Here is a 20989-nt window from a genome sequence, read left to right as displayed (position 1 = left end):
CGTCGGGCCCGTCGGCTCCGGGCTCCTTGGTCCAGGTGGTGCCGTCGTAGTGGCAGAAGACCGGCTCGGCGGAGGCCGGTTCGGTCTGGTCGTTGCCGGTGACCCACAGACCGCCGCGGCCGTCGGAGGCGATCGCGTGGACGTAGAGGTCGGCGGTCGCCCCTGATCAGACGGGGGTGCCGGAACACGGGCTGCGGCGGCCCGGCAGTTCCAGCGTGGCCACGGCTCCGCCGGCCGCGGTGTTGGCCAGGGTGAGGCGGGCGCCGATGACGTGGGCCTGACCGAGGGCGATGGTGAGGCCGAGGCCGTGTCCGTGGCCCCGCTCGGCGGCTCCGGTGCGGAAGCGCTGGGGGCCGTGGGCGAGGACTTCCGGGGGGAAGCCGGGGCCGTGGTCGCGTACGACGACGGTCGTCTCGCCGACGGTCACCTCGACCGGCGTCGCGCCGTGGCGGTGGGCGTTGATGACCAGGTTGGTGACGATGCGGTCGAGGCGGCGCGGGTCGGTCTCGGCGACCGGGCTGCCGCTCACCGTGACCCGGGTCTCCAGTCCCGTGCGTCGCACGGATTCCGCCACCAACTCACCGAGCGGCACCGGTTGGGCATCGGCCTCTTCCGCCCCCGCGTCCAGGCGGGAGATCTCCAGGAGGTCGTCCACGAGGGCGCGCAGCACCTGGACGCGGTCGCGGACCAGGCCGGTGGCCTCGCTCTCCGGGAGGAGGGAGGCGGAGGTGACGAGGCCGGCCAGCGGGGTGCGCAGTTCGTGGGCGACATCGGCGGTGAAGCGCTGCTCGTCGCGCAGCCGGTCCTGCAGGGCGTCCGCCATGAGGTCGACGGCTGAGGAGATCTCGCTGATCTCGTCATGGCCGCGGCTCCGGGTCCTGGCGTCCAGATCACCGTGTTTGATGCGGCGGGCGGTCCCGACGACGCGGCGCAGACGGCGGAGCGCCAGTTCGACGGCGAGGAGGGTGAGGGGGACGACGACGGCGAGCGTGGCGAGGGCCGCGTACCTCATGTGCCGGTCCAGGGCCTGGAGGCTGCGCAGCTTGGCGCCCATGTCCACCCAGACGGCCAGCACGGTGCCGTCGACGTGGTCCGCCGCCCACATCCGCGGCCCCTGAGCCGGCCTCCGCTCGTCGTACCAGGTCACGGGCGCGGGCTCGGAGCCGAGCCGGTCCAGCAATTCATTCGGTACGTCGGCGCCGAGCAGATAGCCGGGAACCCCGGACGGGGACGGCTGCGCGCCCCGGAACTCGGCTTCGGCCGACTCCAGCGCGCGCGTCGCGTCGCCGCGGCCGACGTTCATGTCGCGGGCCTCGGTGGTCCGGTGAACGAGGATCCCGATGCCGAGCGCCATCGCGCAGGCCACTGCCGCGACCCCGGCAGCGATCTTCCAGCGCAGGGACCGCGGGTCGATGAGGCGCCGCAGCACGTGGCCGGGGCCGTCCGCGGACGCGGTGCGGTCGGACTGGGCGCCGGAGGCGAGGGCGGGGCCGGTCGTCTGTCGCATCTCAGCGCCTCTCAGCGCCGGAACTTGTAGCCGAAACCGCGGACGGTCTCGATGTGACCGGCGCCGATCTTCTTGCGCAGCCGCTGCACGGCCAGGTCCACCACCCGGCTGTCACCGTCCCAGCCGTAGTCCCACACCTTGCGCAGCAGGGTCTGCCGTTGCAGGGCGATGCCCGGCGCGGCCACGAACTCCAGGAGCAGGCGCAGTTCGGTCGGGGTGAGCGCGAGCGGACGGCCGTCGACGCACACCTCCAGGCCACGGGTGTCGACGCTGAGGTCGCGGAAGGTGAGCAGGCCGTCGTCGGCCGGGCGGCTGTCCGCCGCGGGAGGCCGGGTGAAGGTGGCCCGGCGCAGCAGGGTGCGGATCCGCGCCAGCAGGACGGTGGTGTCGACCGGTTTGACGATGTAGTCGTCGGCGCCCGCCTCCAGGCCCGCCACCACGTCGAGCGAGGCGCCGCGGGCCGACATCATCAGGATGGGTGCCTGACTCGTCTCACGGATCCGGCGGCACAGTCCGATGCCGTCGAGGTGCGGCAGCATGATGTCGAGGAGCAGCAGGTCCTGCTGTCCCTCCCGGAACATCTCAAGGCCCGTCAGGCCGTCGGACGCCACCGAGACCCGATAGCCGTAGCGTTCCAGCACCATCCCGACGGACCTGCGGATCGCTTCGTCGTCCTCGACCAGCAGTACGTGGACGGAGGCCGGGGCGGAGTCGGGCACGGAGGCCGGGGTGGGGGCAGGGGTGGAGTCGGGCACGGAGGCCGGGGCGGGACCGGTGGGCCCGCCGCCGTACTGTCCCGCCGCGTCACGGTCGTGCTGTTGCATCACGTCACCTGAAGGTCGATCGGTACCGGACTGCCGGAGAGCGTCCCGCCGGGCAAGGAGGCGGCCGTCGCACGCACGTCTCACAGGCGCAGACCGGCCGTGACCGGCAGGTGGTCGCTCCCGGTGGACGGCAGGGTCCCGGACGAGACCGGGGTGACGCCCCTCACCAGGATCTGGTCGATCCGGGCCACCGGGAACGAAGCGGGCCAGCTGAAGCCGAAGCCGTCACCGGCTTCCTCCTGGGCCGACCGTAGCCGAGAGGCCACCGGCCGCAGCGCGCGGTCGTCGGTCGTGCCGTTGAAGTCGCCCACGACCACGACCCGGGGCAGCCGTTCGGAACGTAGGGCGTCGGCGAGCCGGGCGGCCGCCTCGTTGCGCCTCGCCGTGGTGAAGCCCACGCCCGGGAGCACCCGTACCGACGCGAGGTGGGCGACATAGACGGCGACGGGCCCCTTGGGGGTCTCGGCCGTGGCCCGCAGGGCACGGGTCCACGGCATGATCGCGACCGGCTCCACGTCCCGCAGCGGATATGCGCTCCACAGCCCGACCGTGCCCTGCACCGAGTGGTACGGATACGCGCCGGCCAGGGCGCGCTCGTACATGGGTGCCGTGCGCGCGCTCAGCTCCTCCAGGGCGAGCAGCTCGGCATCGGAAGCGGCCAGTTCGCGTGCGGTCCGGGCCGGGTCGCGGTTCTCGTCGTTGACGTTGTGGCTGACCACGGTCAGATCCTGGCCGACGGACCGTTTGTCGACGAGCAGGCCGCCGAACAGGGAACACCAGACGACGGCCGGAAGCAGCGCCGCGACACCGGCGGTCGCCGACCGCCGCACCGCCGCCGACGCCAGCAGCGCGGGCACGCTCAACCCGAGCCAGGGCAGGAACGTCTCAAGGAGGCTGCCGAGGTTGCCGAACCCGTTCGGCAACCAGGAGTGCCCGGCCATGACCAGCGCGGGAAGCAGGGCGGCTGCGGCGATCAGCCACCCGCGCCGCCAGGGACCCCTGCCACCCCGAGCGGTTCCCGATCCGGTGCCGGTCTCGCGAGCCGTGCGCTCGACCAGCGCGGTCATGCCCGCACCGGCTTGCCGTCGCGACCGGCGAGGGCGGCCGGGAGGTCCTTCTGCAGGGCGTCGATCAGCCGGCCGCTGTTCTCCAGGGCGGCCCGGAGGCCCTCGGCGGGCGTGGTGTTGGCGCGCTGCCCCAGCACGACACCGAGCACGAGATGCCGGGTCGTGCCGGATCGCACCTCGGCGGCCCACATGAGATTGCCGCCCGCGGCGGTGCCCGACCCGGTCTTGAGCCCGATCACCCCGGGTTTGTCCAGCAGCCGGTTGGAGTTCGTGATCGTGCCGGGCACCCCGGGAACGGTCGTGTCCCGCATCGCGACGATCGCGCGCAGCACCGGTTCCTCCATCGCCCGGCGGGCGAGCTTGAGCTGGTCGTCGGCGGTGCTCCGGGTGGTGGCCTCAAGACCGCTGGCCCCGGTGTACGTGGTCCGGGTCATCCCCAGTCCGGCGGCGGCGCGGTTCATCTTCACGACGAAGGCGTCCTGACTTCCCGCGTCCCAACGGGCCAGCAGCCGGGCCACGTTGTTGCCGGACGGAAGCAGCAGCAGCTCCAGCAGTTCGCGCTGGGTGAGCCGCTGCCCCTCGTGGACCGGGGCGCTGGACTCGCTGAGCGAGTGGGCCTCCTGCGCGGCGGTCGCGTCGACCGTGATCTTCGGCCCCTTCGCCCCGCCCTTGAGCGGATGCTCCTTGAGGATCACGTACGCGGTCATCACCTTGGTGACGCTCGCGATCGGCACCGGCTCCCGCCCGCCCCTGCTGCCCATGCTGCCGACGCCCTCCACCTCGACGCTCGTCTGACCCTCCCGCGGCCACGGCAGATCCATCCGCCCCGCCACGGCCGCAGCCCGCAGTACCGGCGCGGAGTCGTTGTCCCGGTCGCCGCCGGTGAACCCCAGCCAGCAGCCGGCACCCACCACCCCGAGCACCGCGACCGAGCCCCACACCGCGCCCCGACGGCCCCGACCGGCGTGCTCCTCCCTGTCCGGCGCAGCAGCACGTGTCCAACGAGCCTCCACCGACAACCACCCCTCACCACCCGACACACACGAGGAACCGTGTACGTGGCCCAGCCTGTGAGAGGACCGCATCCGGCCGATCAGGGCCGCGCATCCGGCACCGCGCGGAATTGTGTCGGCCGGGTATCAGGTCCCGACGCCGAAGCGGACGGACCGGCGGCCCCGGAGCCGGGGCCGCCCTGCCGGTCGACTGGTCGGCCCGGCCATGAGGTCGTTAAAGCGGACTGACGTACTACAGGTGAATATGCGGAGACTGCGAGATGTTCGGGGTCGGGTACCGGCACTCTGCTGAGTGGCGCCGCAGCGGTCACGCCGGGCCAGGGGGGCGGCACCCGCGGATGGGTGCGAAGCGGAGGGGGACTGCGGTGCGGCAGCCGGGGGCGTACGTATGACAGTTGAAGGAATCGGCGGCACTCCTCCCTGGTCGTCGGCCCGTGCCGATCCGCGCCGCCCGGCCGGTGAGCACCGGCACAGGGGCGTTCCGCGCCACGTCGCGTGCGTGATGGACGGGAACGGCCGGTGGGCGGCACGGCGGTCCCTGCCGCGTACGTCGGGTCACCGGGCAGCGGAGACAACGGTGATCGACATCATCGAGACGGCGCGGGCGGCGGGGGTGGAGTGGCTGAGCCTGTACGCGTTCTCCACCGAGAACTGGCGGCGCCCGAGCAGCGAGGTCGACTTCCTCATGCGACTGGTGCGCCGCGTGGTGCGCAAACACGCCCCACTGCTGCACGCGCGTGGCATCCGCTGCCGGTTCCTCGGGGTGGCGGACCCGAGGATCCCCGCCCCGCTCGCGCGGGACTTCGACGACCTCATGACGCTGACAGCCCCGAACCGAGGCATGACGCTGACCGTGGCATTCGATCACGGCGGACGCAGGGACATCGTCGAGGCGGCACGTTCCCTCATCCGCAGCGGAGTGCCGGCCGATGCCGTCGACGAGCGGCACTTCGCCGCTCACCTGCCCTTTTCCGACACACCCGATGTGGACCTCGTCATCCGGACGTCCGGTGAACAGCGGATCTCCAACTTCATGCTCTGGCAGGTCGCCTATGCCGAGTGGACCTTCCCACCGGTGCTCTGGCCCGACTTCCGCGCACCGCACTTCTTGGAGTGTCTGCACGCCTACCAGCAACGCGATCGCCGCTTCGGCGGCGTGACGCCGCACGCGAACGGAGAACCTCACCCGTGAAGGACACCGGCAGCAGCCACCCCGGCCACCCTCGTCCAGGAGCCACCGATCACCACGGCGATCCCGCACCGCCGACCCCCGAAGCACAGCCCGGATCCGTGTTCGGTCCCCACTCGCAGTTCCACCGGTTCTTCGACGACCCGCGCTGGGCACTGGCCGTGGTCAGGGCCACGGTGCTGGAGGCCGCCCACCCGCAGATCGGCGCGGCCCTGATCGACAACTCGACGTTCGTGGCGCACCCGTGGCGACGGCTGCGCAACACCCTCGTCAGCCTGCAGCGCATGTTCGGCGCCGACGATCACCAGCGGCAGAAGGAGGCGGCGAGGCTCAACCGCATGCACGCGCGGCTGAGCGGCACCGACGCACAGGACCGGCCCTACGACGCGATGGACCCGCAGGTCCGCGCCTGGGTGGTCGCGACGCTCTTCGAGAGCTCCGTCACCATGTGCCGACTGAGCGGGCAACCGCTCGACCGGATCACCATGGAGCAGCTCTACGCCGAGTACCAGGCATTCCTCGCGGCCCTGGGGGACGTGGCCGGCCATCTGCCGCCCACGTTGCAGGAGTTCTGGCCGTACTACGACCACATGGTCGAGGAGGAACTGGAGAACACGGAGGCGCTGCGCATCATCCTCTACAAGCTCTTCGACCATCTTCCCGCGCCGCCCCTGCTGGACGGCCTGCCCACCGTATGGGCGGCGGGCCGCGCGATCGCGGGCCCGGTCCTGGGAACGATCACCGTGGCGTCCCTCCCCGAGCCCTTCCGTCGACGGGCGGGACTGCCGGAGGTCCCCGGCGCCCGGACACTGATGCAGAGCGTCTACCTGGCCGCCGGCCTGGCGCGCCTGCTGCCCGCCGACTGGCGCCGGACCGAGACCCTCACGGGCCTGCTCTACTCGTCCCCGGACAGCGACACCCCCCAGGCCGCGACGCTCGCCGCGCTGCGTGGCCGGATGAAGCAGGCCGGCGCCCTGTTCCGGCTGGTCACGCCCTTTCCCGCGCAGCACGGTCCCGACGAGGGAACCGGATCCGGGGCGCAGCGGAGCGCCGGCGAATTCTTCACCGCGGTGCTGGACCAGACCGGCGACGGCTACCTGGACTGGCCCGATCTCGCCGCCATGGCACGGGAGTTGTCCTCCCGTCTCGATCTGGACGAACCGGAAGAGACCAAGCTCTACAACGCGTACGCCGAGTGGTGGAGGGAACTCCAGGCGGCCCTCGACATCGACGGCGACGGCCGCATCAGCAAGGAGGAGTACGCCGCCGCTCTCCCCTCACTCGCCGGGCCCGCGCTGATCAGGGTCGCCGAAGTGCTCTTCGAAGTCACCGACGCGGACGGCAACCAGTTCATCGACGCGGACGAGTACCGGGCCCTGTTCCGGACCGGATTCGAGCGCACGGTGGCCGACGCCGATGCGAGGTACTCCCGCAGCGCGTTCGTGAACGACTTCCTGTCCTTCATGTCGGGTCGCCGGTGCTCGACCCCTTACGACCCGCTGTTCTCCGACGCGTAGGACGACCAACTCGCCCCTGCCGTAAGGTACTTGATGACGCCCGCCGACTTACGGGGGACACCTGTCACGTGGTTTATGGTGTTCTGCTGACTCGGGGTAGTCAACGGACAACGCTTCAACCTCAGGGGGAACGGCATGGATGCGACAAATCCGGAGGGGCGGCCGTGGAACACCCCGCCGCCGCCCTTGCCCCCGATGCCCCCACCGCTCCTTCGCGGCGCGGCCCTCGACCTGCGGGTCAGCAAGCGGCTGCTGTGGGTGGGCGGCGCCGCGTATCCGCTGCAGAACATCGCCCGGGTGCACACACTCACCATCCACCCCAGGCGCAAGGAAGCCGTCGTCAGCTTCTGCAAGAACGTCGCGATCACGCTGGCGATCGCGATCGCCCTCACGATCCTCGGCGCGGCGGCCACCCTGGGGAGCGAGGACGCGGGCAGCGGGATCGTCACCTTCACCTGGATCGTCAGCGCGGCGGCGCTGATCTACTTCCTCGCGGAGCTGATCTCCGTACTGTCGGCGCATTCGTACTACGTACTGACCGTCGAAACGTCCGGCCCGTCCACGGCGGTGGTGACCAGCCCCGACAGGGAACACCTGAACCAGCTCGTCGGCCGCATCGCCCACGCGATCGAGAACCCCGAGACCGAGTTCCAGGTGAAGGTGGAGAGCATCACGGTCAGCCCCAAGCACTATTACTTCGGGGACAACGTCAACATGTACGGCGGCAGCGGCAACGTGGGGATGGCGGGCGCATGAGCGGCGACAGCTACTACTTCGGTGACAACGTGAACATGCATGGCGGGCGGGGCAACACCGGCATCGTCAAGAATCAGGTGGCGGCCACCGATGCCGCTGCGGTGTCTCCCGCCCTGCATTCGGCCGTTGAGGAACTGCTCCAGCTGGTCGAGGGGCTCCGCGACCGGATTCCACCGGCGAGCGCCCAGGCCATCGATGACTCCCTGGCGGACATCAGCGCCGACGACGGTGCACCACCGCAGGACAGACACCGCGCTCTGATGGCCGTCGCGGGCGTCGCCGCGACGGTCGGCGCGGTCGGCCGGCCGGTCCTCGACGCGGTCAACAAGATCCTCGAACTGCTGGGTGCGCACTAGTGTGATGCGCCGGAAAAACCAGTCCTAAGCCTGCTGCCTGGCTTTCAGGGCTGGGTTCGCTCTTGGACGGTGATCGTCCGCACCGGCGGCTCCAGCCGGGCGATCACGTCACGGAGGCAGGGCGCGGAGCGCCATGGAAGACCTGCCGGGTGTGCCAGGACCGGTGGGAGGCCGCGACCGGGCTCGTACCCGCCTGGGGGCCGATCAATGGGCGGCCCGCCAGCGCTATGACGTGCTCGCGGGCTGTCGGGCTACGCCCGACGAACTGTTGCGAGACGAGGATGCGGTGGCTTTCGCCGACGCCGAGGGCGCCCTTGTCGAACAGCTTGTGATGCAGTGCGCACAGGCACAGACCGTTGTCGATGTCGTCGGGGCCGTCGAAAGCCCACCAGCGTACGTGTGCGGCCTCCAACCCGACCGGTACCGCGCCGATTCTGCCGTCGTAGCCGCAAAAGGCGCACTGGTACTCGTAGGCGGTCAGCACCATCTCCCGCATCCGCCGGTCCCGTTGCCGCCGCCCGGCCGGGAGCGGTCCGGACTCCGTCGGCTCCAGCTCCAGGCCCACGGCCTCGCAGAGCTCGCCGTGGAGCGACGGCGGGAAGTGCTGATCGAGCAGCACACGGGCGAGCCGGCCGAGCAGCGACGGCTCACCGCGCAGGGCTGCGCTCAGTTCCGGCGCCAACCGCCCTGTCGCGCCTGTCGCCCGCAGCTTCAGTACCCCGCTGCCGGGGCTGCCGAGCCCACGATCGGTACGTACCTCCCACACCCCGTCGCTGACCAGGTGGTGGAAGGGGTAGGCGGGTGTCGTCTTGTTGGCCGGCCCGTACTCGGCCAACAGCCGCTTCAGATCCGTCTCCACAGCGCTGTACCGCAACTCGCCGTCGGCATCCTCCTGGAACCGGCCGAGGGCGTACAGGAGCAGCAGGGGCTTGTGCGGAGCCCGCATCCCGTTGCCGGTCCATTGCCTCAGCTTCGCCGCGCGCTCAAGCCAATCCATGACCGGCGATCGTAGCGGCGCCGTGCCGGTTCCTGACGCTGAGCCCAGGCGGGCCTTTACTCACCGGCCTCCGGGCCGTACCACTGCATGGCTTGGCCGGTGACCGCGGCGAGGCATGTGAAGTCGTGGTCGCGGTGCAGGAGGGTCAGCCGCCTGCCGGGCTGCCGGCAGTGAGGCGCCGTCCGTGTAGGTGCCTCTTCCGTGCCACTCGTCTGCACCGTCGGGGGCGACGGCGAGCAGCCATCCGCTGAGACTTGGACCTGACACAAGTACGGCGCGCTGCCTGTTCAGGAGCCAACCGGGCAGATGGGATCGCGGCGCGGCAGGCACACGCTGCTGAAGAAATAGGGGAAGGCACCTCCGTATGTCACACCACACCGCGAAGGCGCCGGGGGCCACCTGGGTGGCCAGGGGGGCGGGAGCTCTGCTGTGCCTCGCGGTGGCCGCCATCCATGTCGTGGACCAAGGCGGCATCACGGCAACGAGGGATCCCTACTACATCGGCGTCGCCTACCACGTCCTGGAGATCGCGGCCGTGGTCGCCGCCATGCTGCTCCTCATCGGCCTCGTCCGACTGGGATGGCTGCTGGCAGCCCTGGTCGCCGTCGGCCCCTTGCTGGGCTACATCCTCTCCAGGGGGCCGGGGCTGCCCCACTACAGCGACGATGTCGGCAATTGGACGGAACCGCTCGGGCTGGTCAGCCTGGCTGTCGAAGGAGCCCTGCTCCTGCTGTCGGTGCCGCTCTTCGTGCGGAGCCTGCGCCGCAGAACCGACTAACGCTGCGCCCCTCCGGCCCGGCCAGCAGTCGTTCAGGTTGCGTCCGCGACTCGGTCCGGGGCGTCGGCACCGTGACGGCTACCCCGAGCGGAGCCTGCCCCCGTAGCTCTGACGTGGCTACGCCTTGTGACGCACCGGTCCATGCACCGGGCGACAGAGGACTCGACGTATTGCCCGGTGACGCCCGGCCGTTCGGGAACAGCCATGGACGTCCCGACGTGTGGCGGAGCCAGCGGCTACAGGCTCGGTGAACTGTGGTGTACGCCTGCGAACGAGACCGGAACCGAGACCGGGCGCTCGTTCATTTACCTGCCTCCGCGGTCATCGACGGGCGCCCAGCCGAACAGCAGCCGCATGTCGTCGATGCCGCGTGTACGGTCTGCGGCGGAGCGGGCGCTGTAGAAGAACTCCAGCTCGGTGATCGGGCAGGTTGCGATGAGTCCCGCCGTGGCGGCCTGGTCCCATCCGTACTGTTCGGCGTCGCCAGGAAGGAATCGGGCGAGCGCACTGGTGTCGATCAGGAACTGGGCCGCGCTCATCGCCGGTAGTCCCTCTTGTCCGTGAAGAGGTCCAGATCGAAGCCCCCGTCGTTAGCTGCCCCGCGCAGTCGAGCGAGAGCGAGGGCCCGTCGGCGGTTCTCGAGCACCTCGCGCAGAGCGGTGTTGACCGTCTCCTTCTTGGTACCGGTCGCCAGCGCCTGAGCCACGGCGGCCAGTAGTTTGTCGTCGAGGTCGATCACTGTGCGGCTCATCCAGGCACCTCCTGAGATATCAACTGTGACAGTAAATATCGCAACAGATGTCACGGATCTTGATGTCAGGGCCGCAGGGAGCATCGGTGCCCGCGACCTTCCGGGCGGAAGAGCAGTGGATGCGGCGCTTCGCCCTGGATCGTCGCGGCCATCGGGACGTAGGAGTCGCCGCGCAGGCCCACGCGGCGCTACCGAGGCGCGGAACATGGCCGGGCAATACATCGAAGGGCCCCACCGGTTTCCCGATGGGGCCCTTCGACAACGTGCCCGGTGAGGCACTGGCGGAGGATACGAGATTCGAACTCGTGAGGGGTTGCCCCCAACACGCTTTCCAAATGTTCGTACGGGGGTCCGGCGGGGGCCGCACCCGTCCTGACCTGCGGCGGAGGGCTCGGGGTGGACCCGTCCGGACGGGCCCGGACAGGGGTGAATGAGACCAGGACTGAGACCGTGAAGGTCACTTGCCGACGTCAGTCCCGTACCACTGGAGGGCTTGCCCGGTGACTGCGGCGATGCACTCGAAGTCGCGGTCGCGGTGCAGGAGTGTGAGGCCCTGGAGCTCGGCGGTGGCTGCTACCACCAGGTCGAGTTCGGGGCCACCGAATCACGCTGTTGCAAGTAAACCCACCGGAGTCATGGATTGGCCTTCGGTGGAACCTGATGCACGGGCTCTGAACAGGGAGCGAGCTGTTGGCAACTGCTGTCGTCTGTCGGCGATGGCCGTTCTCGGCCGGCCCACGGGCGGCCCGGCTGAAGGCCCGAGAAGCCTCCAGCGTTAGCGGTAGGGATCAGTAACGTTGGCGACCCCAACGGGCTGAACTGTACTCGGCCGTTTTTTCCTTGCGATAACGCAACGTAACAGTAGTCACACGAATACCATATGGTTATGAGTCGTTGTACAGCCCCAGTTCAGGGTCATCGGACCGCCAGCGGACGTGCGGCGTGCCCCGCGTGCAGCAGTGGAGGCTACGGGTACTCATCGTCCCGGCCTTACTACCCGCCGCCGGTCTATACGCCGCGGAGCGGGGGCGGTGCGACCAGTAGCGGCAGCTCCAGTAGCGGCAAAATGCGGGCGCCTTGGTCGCCGAGCACCTCCTCCGTGATCTATACGCCTGGCGAGGTGAAGGGCCTGGCTCCTGTTCGCGACGCCGCCGTGTTGCGCGCGCGTCAACAGCCCGACCTCCGCGATGTTTTCCTCTGCCACGCGTGGGATGACCGGCGCGGTGCTGCTGCGGAGTTGTGCGACCTGCTGGAAGCAGAGGGTGTGTCGGTCTGGTTCAGCGAGAAGGACATCGCGCTCGGCCTACCGTTCATGCGGGAAATCGACAGGGGGCTGGCGAGGTCGCGTACGGGTCTCGTTCTGGTCACCCCTGCGCTACTGACACGCCTCAAGCGCGGTGGCGTCTCTGACAAGGAGCTCTCGGAGCTTCTTGCACGTGACCTGCTGCTCCCTGTCATACACGAGACGACCTACGGCGAACTCCGGGACATCAGCCCCCTACTTGCATCCCGAAACGGGTTGGACACGGCTGAGGATTCGATGGCAGTAGTTGCCATCAAGATCGCAGAGCTGGTGGCCGTTGAGGACGACCAACTCGCGGCGAACTAAGGGCAGGAAGGTCGCCGAGGTCATCCGTCCTAGTCAGGACGACGTTAGCGGCTGAGGAAGATCGAGAACACCGAGGCGCGACGGGTGGAGGCGCTCAGTGTGCTCGCCCCTCGGACCCAGGCCGCCCTGGGGCAGTTCTTTACTCCTGCACCAGCCGCCGACCTGATCGCCTCGATGCCTCGCCTAGACGAGCTGGGCAATATCGTGCGCGTCCTGGACCCCGGCGCTGAAGTCGGCTCGCTGACCGCCGCACTGGTGAGCCGACTGCACGGCGAGCGCCCTGGCCTGGACGTTCACGTGGTCGCCAGCCGCGTACGGGACGGCAAACTCAGCGTGTCGACCCGCACCCCTATCAGAGTGAGCCGGCGCACCGCCTCTGTGTGAAACATCCGGCGCTGCCACCGCTGGTAGCGGTAAGCGCACTCCATGGTCGTCCAGGCCAGCCAGAACCCCACAACCCCAGCGGCCACGGGCGCCGCGTGCAGCCGCGTCCCACCCCCGCCTTGGACGCCGAGGGGCAAAGTCCAGGCGAGCGTGAGGGCGACGGTGAGCGCCAACCACAGGACGTACCCGCTGAAAGCCCAGGGCTGCGCCTCACGCAGCCATAGCAACCGCCCGCGTTCCGCCGCCCGCCCGTGAGCCGCCACCGCCCCCGCCAGCTCTCCGAGCGCGAAGCGTGCTCGGTCCCGCTGCTCTCGCCGGATCGGTCCGCTCCACTCTTGCGTACGCACGTCGAGCCGAGCGATCTCTCGCCGTACCACCGCCATCAGAGCTGTCGCGGGTACCGCCTCCGGCCACTGCACCCACCGTTCGCGGTCTTTCTTGAGGGAGCGCACGAAGCGGGCTGCCATCGGGCCGACGGCGAGACACATGCCCAGCATCAGCACGACGGCGAAGCCGGGGCTCCGCCCCCACACCTGGATCACGAGGACCGTCGCGAACAGCAGGAGGAAGACTGGCACGGGGTAGGTCGCCCGCAGGTAGTTCTGCTGCGTCGCGTCTTGCAGGTCGCGTTCCCACGCCTGGATGGGGCGGCGCATCAGGCCGCAGGACAGCAGCACGGCGACCAGGACGAAGCCCATCAGTCCAAGGGACGCCAGGGCCAGCAGCAGGGCGACCGGGGCGCCGCCCGGTCCTGGGGGCGGCCCTCCGGCCGTCGCAGCCCACGGCACGAGGACGCAGAGCGCGGTGGCGAGGAGGCCGGTGGCCCAGCCGAGCAGCTGGCCGGGCCGTCGTGGTGGCCGCTCTTCGGAGGGGATCGGCACCCACTCCGGTGCCACCAGGGTCTCCAGCGTGGCGATCAGCTCCTCGACGGCCGTGTCCCAGCCATCTGCGGTAACGCGATGCGCCTGCCGCAGGGAGAGGTCACGGATCGACGCGGGAAGCAGCTCGGGCGACGGCGGCTCCGCGGCGTCAAGGAGCAGGGGGATTACGGTCTTCCCAGCGGCGAGCGCCAGCTCGATCTCGTGCCGCACCCAGTCGCCCGCTCGGTCGAGGCATCTCTCGCCCGACGGGTCCCGCGCTTCCAGCCAGCCCTCCGGAATGGTGACGAGCAGAACCTCGCAGTCATGTACTCGGCGTCTGAGGTCATCTGGGTAGCGGTTACCCGGCAGCATCGACGACGTGTCGAGGAAGACCTGCGCGTCGCCGAAGTGACGGCTGAGTCGTTCACGCAGCCGGTGCACCGGGTCCGTGGCACGCGGACTCCTGCGGTAGTTGATGAAGACGCCTCCCATGGCGGTGTCGCCCCTCCTCGTCCGTTCCTTCTGCCACGGTGGTGGCCGGGGACTGCTTCGAAGAACTCCGAACCACGAAGGCGAGGACATCCATGCACCCGTGCCCGTTCTGTTCCATCGCAGTCGGCTGCGGCCCGGCTCGGATGATCTTCGAGGACGACCACACTGTGGTGTTCTTCCCGCTGGTCCCGGCGACCCTCGGCCACACGCTTGTAGTGCCCCGGATCCATGCGCCGGACCTCTGGGCCATGTCGCCGGCAGAGGCAGAGCAGCTGCTTGCGACCGCGCTCCGCATTGGAGCCGCCCTGCGTGACCACCTCGCCCCTGAGGGCATGAATGTCATCCATTCCGCCGGCTCCGCGGCTTCCCAGACGGTGTTCCACGCCCATGTCCATCTCGTTCCACGGTGGCGAGATGATGCCATGGGCCCGCTGTGGCCGGGAGACGGGGCGGGGGTCCGGGATGCGGCCGTGCTCGGTGTACTGGCCGATGAGATGGCCGCCCTGCTGCGCCCGCCCGCGCCCCCGAGGGCGTGATTCAGCGGGCCACGAGGACGACCACGAAATGAGCGATCAGCAGGGCACCGTAGAACAGCACCAGTGTCTGAGAGAAGGCGGCCTTTGCCAGCGTCACCCTTGCCAGGTACGGTCCGATGTTCATCGACAGCATCTCCACGGTGCTGTTGGGCGTCCGGGCATCTTCGTACAGGGCCCGGAAGAGTCGTTCTTGGCGCAGGAAGTACGAGTCGAGGAACCAGAAGCCCAGCAGAGGGACGATTCCGCTCAGCGCGATCTGCCAGCTGAACCGCCCTGCTGAGAGTGCCAGGATGGCGGCGGTGAGCGTCATCGCCCAGCCCTTGAGTAGGAACGAGTTGTTGCCCAGCCTGGTGACGACGGCCTGGATGAACTCCAGGTGCTTGATCCGGTCGGCGCTCAGTGGAGTGCCGCTGGTGGTGGCGGTGGTACTGACGTCCGCTTCGTCGCTGCTGATGCTCACTGACACGGTCCCCCCTCCGTCGGGCATGCCCACGTCGAGAGACTATCGCGGGGCCGGTGCTCCGGACTCCGTCCCGCCGATGGGAGTTGGGTCCGGCTCCCCGCCCGACTCTGCGTCCCGTGTGAGGCACTGGCCGCGCCCTTTGAGCCGGACGAACTCGACGGTGCTTAGGGTCACGGTGATCAGGAGCCCAGTGAGCGCGAACGGGTCCTTGAGGTTTTCAGGGGAGCGACGAGCACGGCAGCCTTGCTGATCTGGGAGCGTAGAGAGCTCCATGATCCACAAGAACCGTGCTCGTCTCATGTCCGGGCATCGATGATCAACCGGTCAAACCGGGAGCGACGGGATTCTCCCCGGGGCCCTGTGAACACGGGCATGGGCGGCAGCATCCGAACGCTCTGCCGGAGGGGACAGACACTGCCCTGAGAAATGCGGGCTCTCGCGTGATCAGGTCAGGGCAGGGGTGGGGATTCAGCCGCAGCCTGGTGGGACTGGGGCCCCTCCGCGCCGCACCGTCTAACCTGCGGAGCATGATTCGTGCGGTGGTGTTCGACGTGGGTGAGTGTCTTGTCGACGAGACCCGGGAGTACGGGACCTGGGCGGACTGGCTGGGGGTGCCGCGTCATACTTTCGCGGCGATGTTCGGGGCGGTCATCGCGCAGGGGCGCGACTACCGCGAGACGTTCCAGGAGTTCCGGCCGGGGTTCGACCTGACCGAAGAGCGCGAGAAGCGCGCGGCGGCCGGGAAGCCGGAATGGTTCGGCGAGGACGACCTGTACTCCGATGTGCGCCCCACGCTGGCAGCGCTGCGAGAGGCCGGCCTGTGGGTGGGCATCGCCGGGAACCAGACCGTGCGTGCGGGTGGCCTGCTCCGCGGGCTGGACCTTCCGTCCGACCTGATCGCCACCAGTGATGACTGGGGGGCGTCGAAGCCGGACGTGAAGTTCTTCGACCACGTCATCGAGGCGGCGCCTGCCGAGGCGGGCGAGATCCTGTACGTCGGCGACCGGCTCGACAACGACATTCGCCCGGCCGTGCGGGCGGGGCTTCTGACAGCTCTGATTCGGCGTGGGCCATGGGGCACGATTCAGCAGCGTGACCCGGATGCGGACTCGATCACCACGATGCGCATCGACTCGCTCGCGGAGCTGCCTGAGAAGATCGCCAAGTTCAACGCTGGAGAGCGCTGACCGTCGTGCCCCAGTCGTAGAGGCGATCGTCGAGGTCTCGGATGCACTGCTCGTTCTGCCATGGGGCGAGCGTGCGTCGGACTTCGCGGATCCGCTCCATGCCTGTCGCGTACCAGGTGATGGCGAGCTGGTCGAGGGCTTGGACGGCGTACTGACATGCCGCCTCCGGGTGGCTGTCCGCGGCCTCGACCGCGGCGAGATCACCGAGGACGACCGTGCGCTGCTTGTCCGACTCGGGTGGCAGGTCGTCGAGAACCTCCTGAAGGGTCTGGCGGGCCTGGGGCAGGTGCCGATCTCGCCGGTGGGGGTTTTGAGGTGGTGCAGGGTGACGGCGAGGTCACCCGCCTCCCCGGAGATGAAGAGGACACTGCCCGCTCCGGAGGTGATCCAGGTGGAGCCGTAGACGCGGTCCAGGGTGGGCTTCTGGGCGCGTGGGGCGCCCTCGGTGGCCTTGCGCTGGTGGTGCAGTTCCATGATCTCGACGCCGTTCCGAATCGCTCGCTGGCGGGCGTTGTTGTAGGCGACGCCGAGGGCGTCGTCGATCAGCGTGCTCACCGCGTCCTTGAGGCTGTCGATCACGATGGTGTCGGCCTGGTGGGCGGCGGCGAGGTCGGCGAGGAGGTCGGGCTCCTTGTCCAGGGTGGCGGGCAGAGGCCCCTGCCAGACGGCGAGCCCGTCTCGCAAGCGCTGCTCGTGCTCGGGCCCGATGCTGCGGGCCATGGCGCGGGCGATCTGCTTGTACCGGTCCAGTGCCAGGTACAGCACCCGCCGGCTCGGTGCGACCGGCATGTCAAGGACGCTGTCCGCCAGGCCCAGGCGGGCGAGGATCACCTGGTGGGCCAGCGTGGTCTTCCCGACGCCAGGCGCCCCGACGATCATCAGGCTCTCGCCCGACGACCAGGCCGTCTGCTCCCGCGTGCCCCAGAGAGGTTCGGTGTCGGTGCCGGTCTCGGTGACGAAGCGCCATCCGTCGGTGATGAACCGGGAGAGTCGGCCCTGTCCCGAGGCCAGTGCACGCTCGCGCTCTGCCTGGACCTCTGCCTCCACCTCGCTGCGGATGGCATCCGGATCGGCGCCCGGCTCCATCGTCTGCTGGGCGGTCCGGATACCGGAGGAACGCAGGCGCCTGAGGTCGGCCATCCTGCGCACGATGCCCGCGTAATAGGCGGCGCTGCTGGCTGAGGGCACGGCGTCGGCGAGCTGGTGGACGTACACCACACCGCCGACCCGCTCCAGGTCGCCCTGGGCGCGCAGCTGGTGCGACAGGACGATGGGGTCGGTCGGCTTGTCCTCGCCATGCAGAGCGAGGATGGCGCGCCAGACCGTCTCGTGCGCGGGGCGGTAAAAGTCGGCCGCGTCGAGGAGTTGGCGTACTTCGTCGATCACCGCAACCTTGTGCATGCAGGCCCCCAGCACGGCGGCTTCGGCGTCGACGTCGTGCGGCGGAACCGAGGTGAGGTCGCCCACCGTGGGCTGGCGGCCGGTTCCCGCGAGGTGTGGCGCGTTCGGCCGGGGTTCGTCCATACTGGACATTGAGTTCCTCAACTTGCGGGCCGTACGGGACGGCGAATCCCAGGCCACGCGGGTCAATCGTTCAGGGATGGGCGGTTACGAGAGTTCGTGCTTAGCCCCCGACGTTCGTAGCGTCGGGGGCTTTTTGCGTTCACCGCCGTTCGAGGGCGGACGTCTACAGTACCTGACGTTTTCGGAAGCGCAACGGTTGCATTCTGCTCCGCAATGGTGTTTAGTTTTCATCATCGCCCCGGCTGTCCGTCGGGCCCTGATGGGGAGGTGCAGTGATGAGCAGTGACGAAGGCGCCTCCCGTGCGGGGCCGGACCGGCCGCTGGCCGAGGATCACGTCGCGGAGCGCATCAAACTCGAACGCGAGGCGCGCGGGTGGAGCACGGTCACGCTCGCGGAGCGGATGGCTGATGCCGGGCACCCGGTCAATCAGTCCGCTATCTGGCGCATCGAGAGTGGCAAGCCCCGGCGACGGGTCAATCTCGATGAGGCGCTCGGCTTCTGCAAGGTCTTCGACCTGACCTTCGACGAGCTGACCAGCCCGCCCGGCCAGCTCGCCAATCCGCTGGTCCGACGTCTCGTCGGCGAGTACGTCGCGAGATGGAAGGAATGGCGGGCCCTGGGCAAGGACATGCGCCGGATCCAGGACGAACTCGCGGCGTACACAGACGCCAACCCCAACCAGGAGGACATGGTCAAGGCTCTGCTGACCCACGAGCTGACCATCGCCTCCAATGGCGACTTCCACCACCACCGCGGAGCCCCGACGCGGCTCCGCAGCTTTCTCAGTGAGCGCATGGACGCCCCGCCCGAACAGAGCTGACTCGGCCCCTCGCTGCTACGAACAGCGGGGTCTTGCTGTACCCGGCTCCTTCATTTCACGCCCATCCCTGAACGACTTGCCGGCCAATCGGGATTCGCCGTCCCATGGCCTGTCAGGAGAGGACCCTCCCTTGCACCGAAGCGAACTTCCGCTTGCCCAGATAGCCGACCTCCTGCACGTCCCCGAGGACGACCTGCGGAACCTGCTCTCCGAACGCCATCCAGCCACAGGCGACACCACCCTCGTGGCCCTCACTGTTGCCGAAGCCGCGCGGCGGATCGGCATCGGCCGCACGAAGCTGTACGAGTACGTCACCTCCGGCGAGATCGCCTCGGTCAAGATCGGCAGCTTGCGCCGCATCCCAGCGGAGGCGGTGAACGAGTTTTTGGCCCAGCGCCTCACGGCCAACGACTTCGGGGCCGCCGCGTGACCCGGGGCGCGACGGCGAAAAGCCGTCAGCCCAACGGCGCCTCCAGCATCTATCTCGGCAAAGACGGACGCTGGCACGGCCGCGTCACCGTCGGCGTCAAGGACGACGGCAAGCCTGACCGCCGCCACGTCAGCCGCAAGACCCGTGCCGAGGTCACCAAAGTCGTACGGGAGCTGGACTGGCAACGCGACAAGGGCGCGGTCCGCCAGGCCGGACAGAGCTGGACGCTGGAGACCTGGCTCACCCACTGGGTCGAGAACATTGCCGCGCCGAACGTCTCCGAGAACACCATCGACGGCTACCGCGTCGCAGTGAATCACCACCTCATCCCCGGCCTTGGTGCCCATCGCCTGGAGAAACTGGAGCCTGAGCACCTGGAGCGCTTCTACAAGAAAATGCAGGAGACCGGCAGCGCCGCCGGCACCGCACACCAGACCCACCGCACCATTCGCACTGCCCTCAACGAGGCCGTGCGCCGTGGCCACCTCACCGCAACCCAGCCACGATCGCGAAGGCCCCCCGCCTCGAAGAGGACGAAGTCGAGCCGTATTCGGTCGAAGAGGTCCAGCGCCTCCTGGCGGAAGCCGGAAAGCACCGCAACACAGCCCGCTGGGTCATCGCCCTGGCACTCGGCCTTCGACAAGGCGAGGTCCTCGGCATGCAGTGGACTGACGTGGACTTCGAGCTCGGTGTGATCCGTGTCCGCCGAGGCCGTTTGCGACCCCGCTACCAGCACGGATGTGGCGACCGCTGCGGGCGCAAGCCCGGCTTCTGCCCACAGAAGGTCAACGTCCGGCGGGAGACCAAGAATGTGAAGTCACGCGCCGGGCAGCGGCCCATCGGCGCCCCGGACGAACTGATGGAACTCCTCCGCCAGCACCGGGAGGAGCAGGCCCGAGAGCGCGCTCTCGCTCGCGACCTCTGGACGGAGAAGGGGTACGTCTTCACCTCGCCCGTAGGTGAGCCCTTGAACCCGAACACGGACTTCCACAAGTGGAAGGACCTCTTGAAAGCTGCGGGAGTCCGCGACGGCCGCCTCCACGACGCCCGCCACACCGCGGCGACGGTGCTGCTGATCCTCGGCGTCTCCGATGCTGTGGTGGACGCGATCATGGGCTGGGAACCTGGCAAGTCCGCCCGAATGCGCCGCCGCTACCAGCACCTGACCAGCCGCGTCCTCAAGGACACCGCTGACAAGATCGGCGGTCTGCTCTGGGCCAACGATCTGGACCAGGCCGTCGGAGCAGTCGTGTCCGCTGCCGACCACAGCCCAGTACTCGCGGAGCTGATGGTCCACGTTGCCCGCCTCGGCGAGCGGAGGGTGCCCTTCGTGCAGCGCGAGCACGCGGCCGAGGTTGTTGCCGAGTGGAGCGAGGACTGGCCGGATCGAACGGCTGAGGTCGAGGAGTGGGATCGAGGGCGCTGGGAACGCCACGGACCCGGTGGCGTGCGCGCAGTGCGCTGCCAGATGCCGGAGCGGACCGTTGTCTTCCACGCCCGAGCCTTGTTCCTCCCGGGTGGGGAGCGCGGGACGACCGGACTCCCCGATCGGTGGTCGGTGCCGGCTTGGGAGTTCGAGACCGATGCCTACACCAGCCGCTCGTCGGTCTGGCGTACGGTCCGGCTCCCTGGCACGGGCCAGGAGGTCGAGGCCAACGCACGCGGTACGGATGAGGTGGCCGTGGAGGCCGCCTTCGCTGAGGCGTGTGCACAGGCTGTGGACCGCGCCCAGAACCCAGGGAAGTACGGCGACACCGACGAGTGGTAGTGCCGTTGGCGCCCTTCCTCTGGGCAGGAGTGCAGGCGTGGGGGGGGGGGGGGCCCCCCCCCCCCCCCCCCCCCCCGGGTACCCGGGGGGGGGCCCCACCCCCCACGTGTTATACACCCCAACATCATCGGGGGGGGGGGGGGGGGATAGGCCGACGCCC

General features: G+C 69.3%; 18 protein-coding genes and 4 pseudogenes. 11 read left to right on the top strand and 11 right to left on the bottom strand.

Annotated elements, in window-relative coordinates; all coding sequences use genetic code 11:
• Nucleotides 1-166: 166 nt before the first annotated feature.
• The 4 genes from ACF1B9_RS35475 to ACF1B9_RS35460 all read right to left on the bottom strand — a co-directional run bounded on the left by ACF1B9_RS35475 (nt 167) and on the right by ACF1B9_RS35460 (nt 4312).
• Entirely contained in the window at nt 167-1507 is a 1341-nt protein-coding gene (locus tag ACF1B9_RS35475) for an ATP-binding protein (RefSeq protein ID WP_391744901.1), read from the bottom strand.
• 11 nt (nt 1508-1518) lie between these two features.
• Complete coding sequence (gene cseB, locus ACF1B9_RS35470) at nt 1519-2331, bottom strand: two-component system response regulator CseB (RefSeq protein ID WP_391744899.1); 813 nt, start codon at nt 2329-2331, stop codon at nt 1519-1521.
• Between the two features lie 80 nt (nt 2332-2411).
• Nucleotides 2412-3398, bottom strand: coding sequence for an endonuclease/exonuclease/phosphatase family protein (locus tag ACF1B9_RS35465; protein ID WP_391744897.1), 987 nt, complete (start codon nt 3396-3398; stop codon nt 2412-2414).
• A complete protein-coding gene (locus ACF1B9_RS35460; RefSeq protein WP_391744895.1) occupies nt 3395-4312 on the bottom strand; it encodes a D-alanyl-D-alanine carboxypeptidase family protein in 918 nt (305 codons plus the stop codon). Before ACF1B9_RS35460 ends, ACF1B9_RS35465 begins: the two co-directional genes overlap by 4 nt.
• 487 nt (nt 4313-4799) lie before the next feature.
• Here ACF1B9_RS35460 and uppS point away from each other — a divergent pair, with 487 nt between their 5' ends.
• The 4 genes from uppS to ACF1B9_RS35440 all read left to right on the top strand — a co-directional run bounded on the left by uppS (nt 4800) and on the right by ACF1B9_RS35440 (nt 8229).
• The gene (gene uppS / locus ACF1B9_RS35455) at nt 4800-5603 is read left to right on the top strand and encodes a polyprenyl diphosphate synthase (RefSeq protein WP_391744893.1); all 804 of its coding nucleotides are present in this window, start codon (nt 4800-4802) and stop codon (nt 5601-5603) included.
• A 98-nt stretch (nt 5604-5701) separates the two neighbouring features.
• On the top strand, nt 5702-7117 hold the full coding sequence (locus ACF1B9_RS35450) for an oxygenase MpaB family protein (protein WP_391744949.1): 1416 nt from the start codon (nt 5702-5704) through the stop codon (nt 7115-7117).
• Nucleotides 7118-7252: 135 nt separating this feature from the next.
• Nucleotides 7253-7873, top strand: a complete 621-nt coding sequence (locus ACF1B9_RS35445) for a DUF6232 family protein (protein WP_391744891.1) — start codon at nt 7253-7255, stop codon at nt 7871-7873.
• Entirely contained in the window at nt 7870-8229 is a 360-nt protein-coding gene (locus tag ACF1B9_RS35440) for a hypothetical protein (RefSeq protein ID WP_391744889.1), read from the top strand. The genes ACF1B9_RS35445 and ACF1B9_RS35440 overlap by 4 nt, the downstream gene beginning before the upstream one ends.
• A 103-nt stretch (nt 8230-8332) precedes the next feature.
• Here the strand turns inward: ACF1B9_RS35440 and ACF1B9_RS35435 are convergent, their stop codons facing one another.
• Nucleotides 8333-9226, bottom strand: a complete 894-nt coding sequence (locus ACF1B9_RS35435) for a phosphorothioated DNA-binding restriction endonuclease (protein ID WP_391744887.1) — start codon at nt 9224-9226, stop codon at nt 8333-8335.
• A 364-nt stretch (nt 9227-9590) separates the two neighbouring features.
• Here ACF1B9_RS35435 and ACF1B9_RS35430 point away from each other — a divergent pair, with 364 nt between their 5' ends.
• Nucleotides 9591-10004: a hypothetical protein gene (locus ACF1B9_RS35430; protein WP_391744885.1), complete on the top strand. Its 414-nt coding sequence runs from the start codon at nt 9591-9593 to the stop codon at nt 10002-10004.
• A 317-nt stretch (nt 10005-10321) separates the two neighbouring features.
• Here ACF1B9_RS35430 and ACF1B9_RS35425 read toward each other — a convergent pair.
• The 3 genes and pseudogenes from ACF1B9_RS35425 to ACF1B9_RS35415 form a co-directional block, all read right to left on the bottom strand.
• Nucleotides 10322-10543, bottom strand: a pseudogene (locus ACF1B9_RS35425) (VapC toxin family PIN domain ribonuclease); the annotation flags it as partial.
• Nucleotides 10540-10755 carry a type II toxin-antitoxin system VapB family antitoxin gene (locus tag ACF1B9_RS35420; RefSeq protein WP_391744883.1) on the bottom strand — a complete coding sequence of 72 codons (216 nt, stop codon included), beginning with the start codon at nt 10753-10755 and terminating at the stop codon, nt 10540-10542. The pseudogene ACF1B9_RS35425 and the gene ACF1B9_RS35420, both read right to left, overlap by 4 nt.
• 457 nt (nt 10756-11212) lie before the next feature.
• Nucleotides 11213-11344, bottom strand: a pseudogene (locus tag ACF1B9_RS35415) (VapC toxin family PIN domain ribonuclease); the annotation flags it as partial.
• 510 nt (nt 11345-11854) lie between these two features.
• Between ACF1B9_RS35415 and ACF1B9_RS35410 the strand changes: the two are divergent.
• The gene (locus ACF1B9_RS35410) at nt 11855-12364 is read left to right on the top strand and encodes a toll/interleukin-1 receptor domain-containing protein (protein ID WP_391744881.1); all 510 of its coding nucleotides are present in this window, start codon (nt 11855-11857) and stop codon (nt 12362-12364) included.
• 293 nt (nt 12365-12657) lie between these two features.
• Here ACF1B9_RS35410 and ACF1B9_RS35405 read toward each other — a convergent pair whose 3' ends face one another.
• Entirely contained in the window at nt 12658-14100 is a 1443-nt protein-coding gene (locus ACF1B9_RS35405; protein ID WP_391744879.1) for a toll/interleukin-1 receptor domain-containing protein, read from the bottom strand.
• A 92-nt stretch (nt 14101-14192) separates the two neighbouring features.
• Between ACF1B9_RS35405 and ACF1B9_RS35400 the strand changes: the two genes are divergently transcribed.
• Nucleotides 14193-14636 (top strand): HIT family protein, encoded by a 444-nt coding sequence (locus ACF1B9_RS35400; protein ID WP_391744877.1) that lies wholly within the window; start codon nt 14193-14195, stop codon nt 14634-14636.
• 1 nt (nt 14637) lies between these two features.
• On the opposite strand, the gene ACF1B9_RS35395 is transcribed toward ACF1B9_RS35400, so the two are convergent.
• Nucleotides 14638-15102: a hypothetical protein gene (locus ACF1B9_RS35395; RefSeq protein ID WP_391744875.1), complete on the bottom strand. Its 465-nt coding sequence runs from the start codon at nt 15100-15102 to the stop codon at nt 14638-14640.
• A 524-nt stretch (nt 15103-15626) separates the two neighbouring features.
• Here ACF1B9_RS35395 and ACF1B9_RS35390 point away from each other — a divergent pair.
• On the top strand, nt 15627-16286 hold the full coding sequence (locus ACF1B9_RS35390; protein ID WP_391744947.1) for an HAD family hydrolase: 660 nt from the start codon (nt 15627-15629) through the stop codon (nt 16284-16286).
• Nucleotides 16287-16574: 288 nt separating this feature from the next.
• Here ACF1B9_RS35390 and ACF1B9_RS35385 read toward each other — a convergent pair.
• A pseudogene (locus tag ACF1B9_RS35385) lies at nt 16575-17687 on the bottom strand (DnaB-like helicase N-terminal domain-containing protein); the annotation flags it as partial.
• A gap of 398 nt (nt 17688-18085) precedes the next feature.
• Between ACF1B9_RS35385 and ACF1B9_RS35380 the strand changes: the two are divergent.
• The 3 genes and pseudogenes from ACF1B9_RS35380 (at nt 18086) to ACF1B9_RS35370 (ending at nt 20829) form a co-directional block, all read left to right on the top strand.
• Nucleotides 18086-18631 carry a helix-turn-helix domain-containing protein gene (locus ACF1B9_RS35380; protein WP_391744873.1) on the top strand — a complete coding sequence of 182 codons (546 nt, stop codon included), beginning with the start codon at nt 18086-18088 and terminating at the stop codon, nt 18629-18631.
• 130 nt (nt 18632-18761) lie between these two features.
• The gene (locus ACF1B9_RS35375) at nt 18762-19061 is read left to right on the top strand and encodes a helix-turn-helix domain-containing protein (protein WP_391744871.1); all 300 of its coding nucleotides are present in this window, start codon (nt 18762-18764) and stop codon (nt 19059-19061) included.
• Nucleotides 19062-19108: 47 nt separating this feature from the next.
• A pseudogene (locus ACF1B9_RS35370) lies at nt 19109-20829 on the top strand (tyrosine-type recombinase/integrase).
• Nucleotides 20830-20989: the final 160 nt, after the last annotated feature.

The organism is Streptomyces sp. NPDC014727 (genome assembly GCF_043083485.1).
Taxonomy (GTDB): Bacteria; Actinomycetota; Actinomycetes; order Streptomycetales; family Streptomycetaceae; genus Streptomyces.
Note: the sequence above shows the minus strand (reverse complement) of the source record. Positions and strands in the feature narration are given on the sequence as shown.

Coding starts and splice junctions, on each gene's coding strand:
- ACF1B9_RS35475 (WP_391744901.1), bottom strand. CDS start 1,507: ATGCGACAGACGACCGGCCCCGCCCTCGCCTCCGGCGCCCAGTCCGAC.
- cseB (WP_391744899.1), bottom strand. CDS start 2,331: ATGCAACAGCACGACCGTGACGCGGCGGGACAGTACGGCGGCGGGCCC.
- ACF1B9_RS35465 (WP_391744897.1), bottom strand. CDS start 3,398: ATGACCGCGCTGGTCGAGCGCACGGCTCGCGAGACCGGCACCGGATCG.
- uppS (WP_391744893.1), top strand. CDS start 4,800: ATGACAGTTGAAGGAATCGGCGGCACTCCTCCCTGGTCGTCGGCCCGT.
- ACF1B9_RS35445 (WP_391744891.1), top strand. CDS start 7,253: ATGGATGCGACAAATCCGGAGGGGCGGCCGTGGAACACCCCGCCGCCG.
- ACF1B9_RS35440 (WP_391744889.1), top strand. CDS start 7,870: ATGAGCGGCGACAGCTACTACTTCGGTGACAACGTGAACATGCATGGC.
- ACF1B9_RS35435 (WP_391744887.1), bottom strand. CDS start 9,226: ATGGATTGGCTTGAGCGCGCGGCGAAGCTGAGGCAATGGACCGGCAAC.
- ACF1B9_RS35430 (WP_391744885.1), top strand. CDS start 9,591: ATGTCACACCACACCGCGAAGGCGCCGGGGGCCACCTGGGTGGCCAGG.
- ACF1B9_RS35420 (WP_391744883.1), bottom strand. CDS start 10,755: ATGAGCCGCACAGTGATCGACCTCGACGACAAACTACTGGCCGCCGTG.
- ACF1B9_RS35405 (WP_391744879.1), bottom strand. CDS start 14,100: ATGGGAGGCGTCTTCATCAACTACCGCAGGAGTCCGCGTGCCACGGAC.
- ACF1B9_RS35400 (WP_391744877.1), top strand. CDS start 14,193: ATGCACCCGTGCCCGTTCTGTTCCATCGCAGTCGGCTGCGGCCCGGCT.
- ACF1B9_RS35390 (WP_391744947.1), top strand. CDS start 15,627: ATGATTCGTGCGGTGGTGTTCGACGTGGGTGAGTGTCTTGTCGACGAG.
- ACF1B9_RS35380 (WP_391744873.1), top strand. CDS start 18,086: ATGAGCAGTGACGAAGGCGCCTCCCGTGCGGGGCCGGACCGGCCGCTG.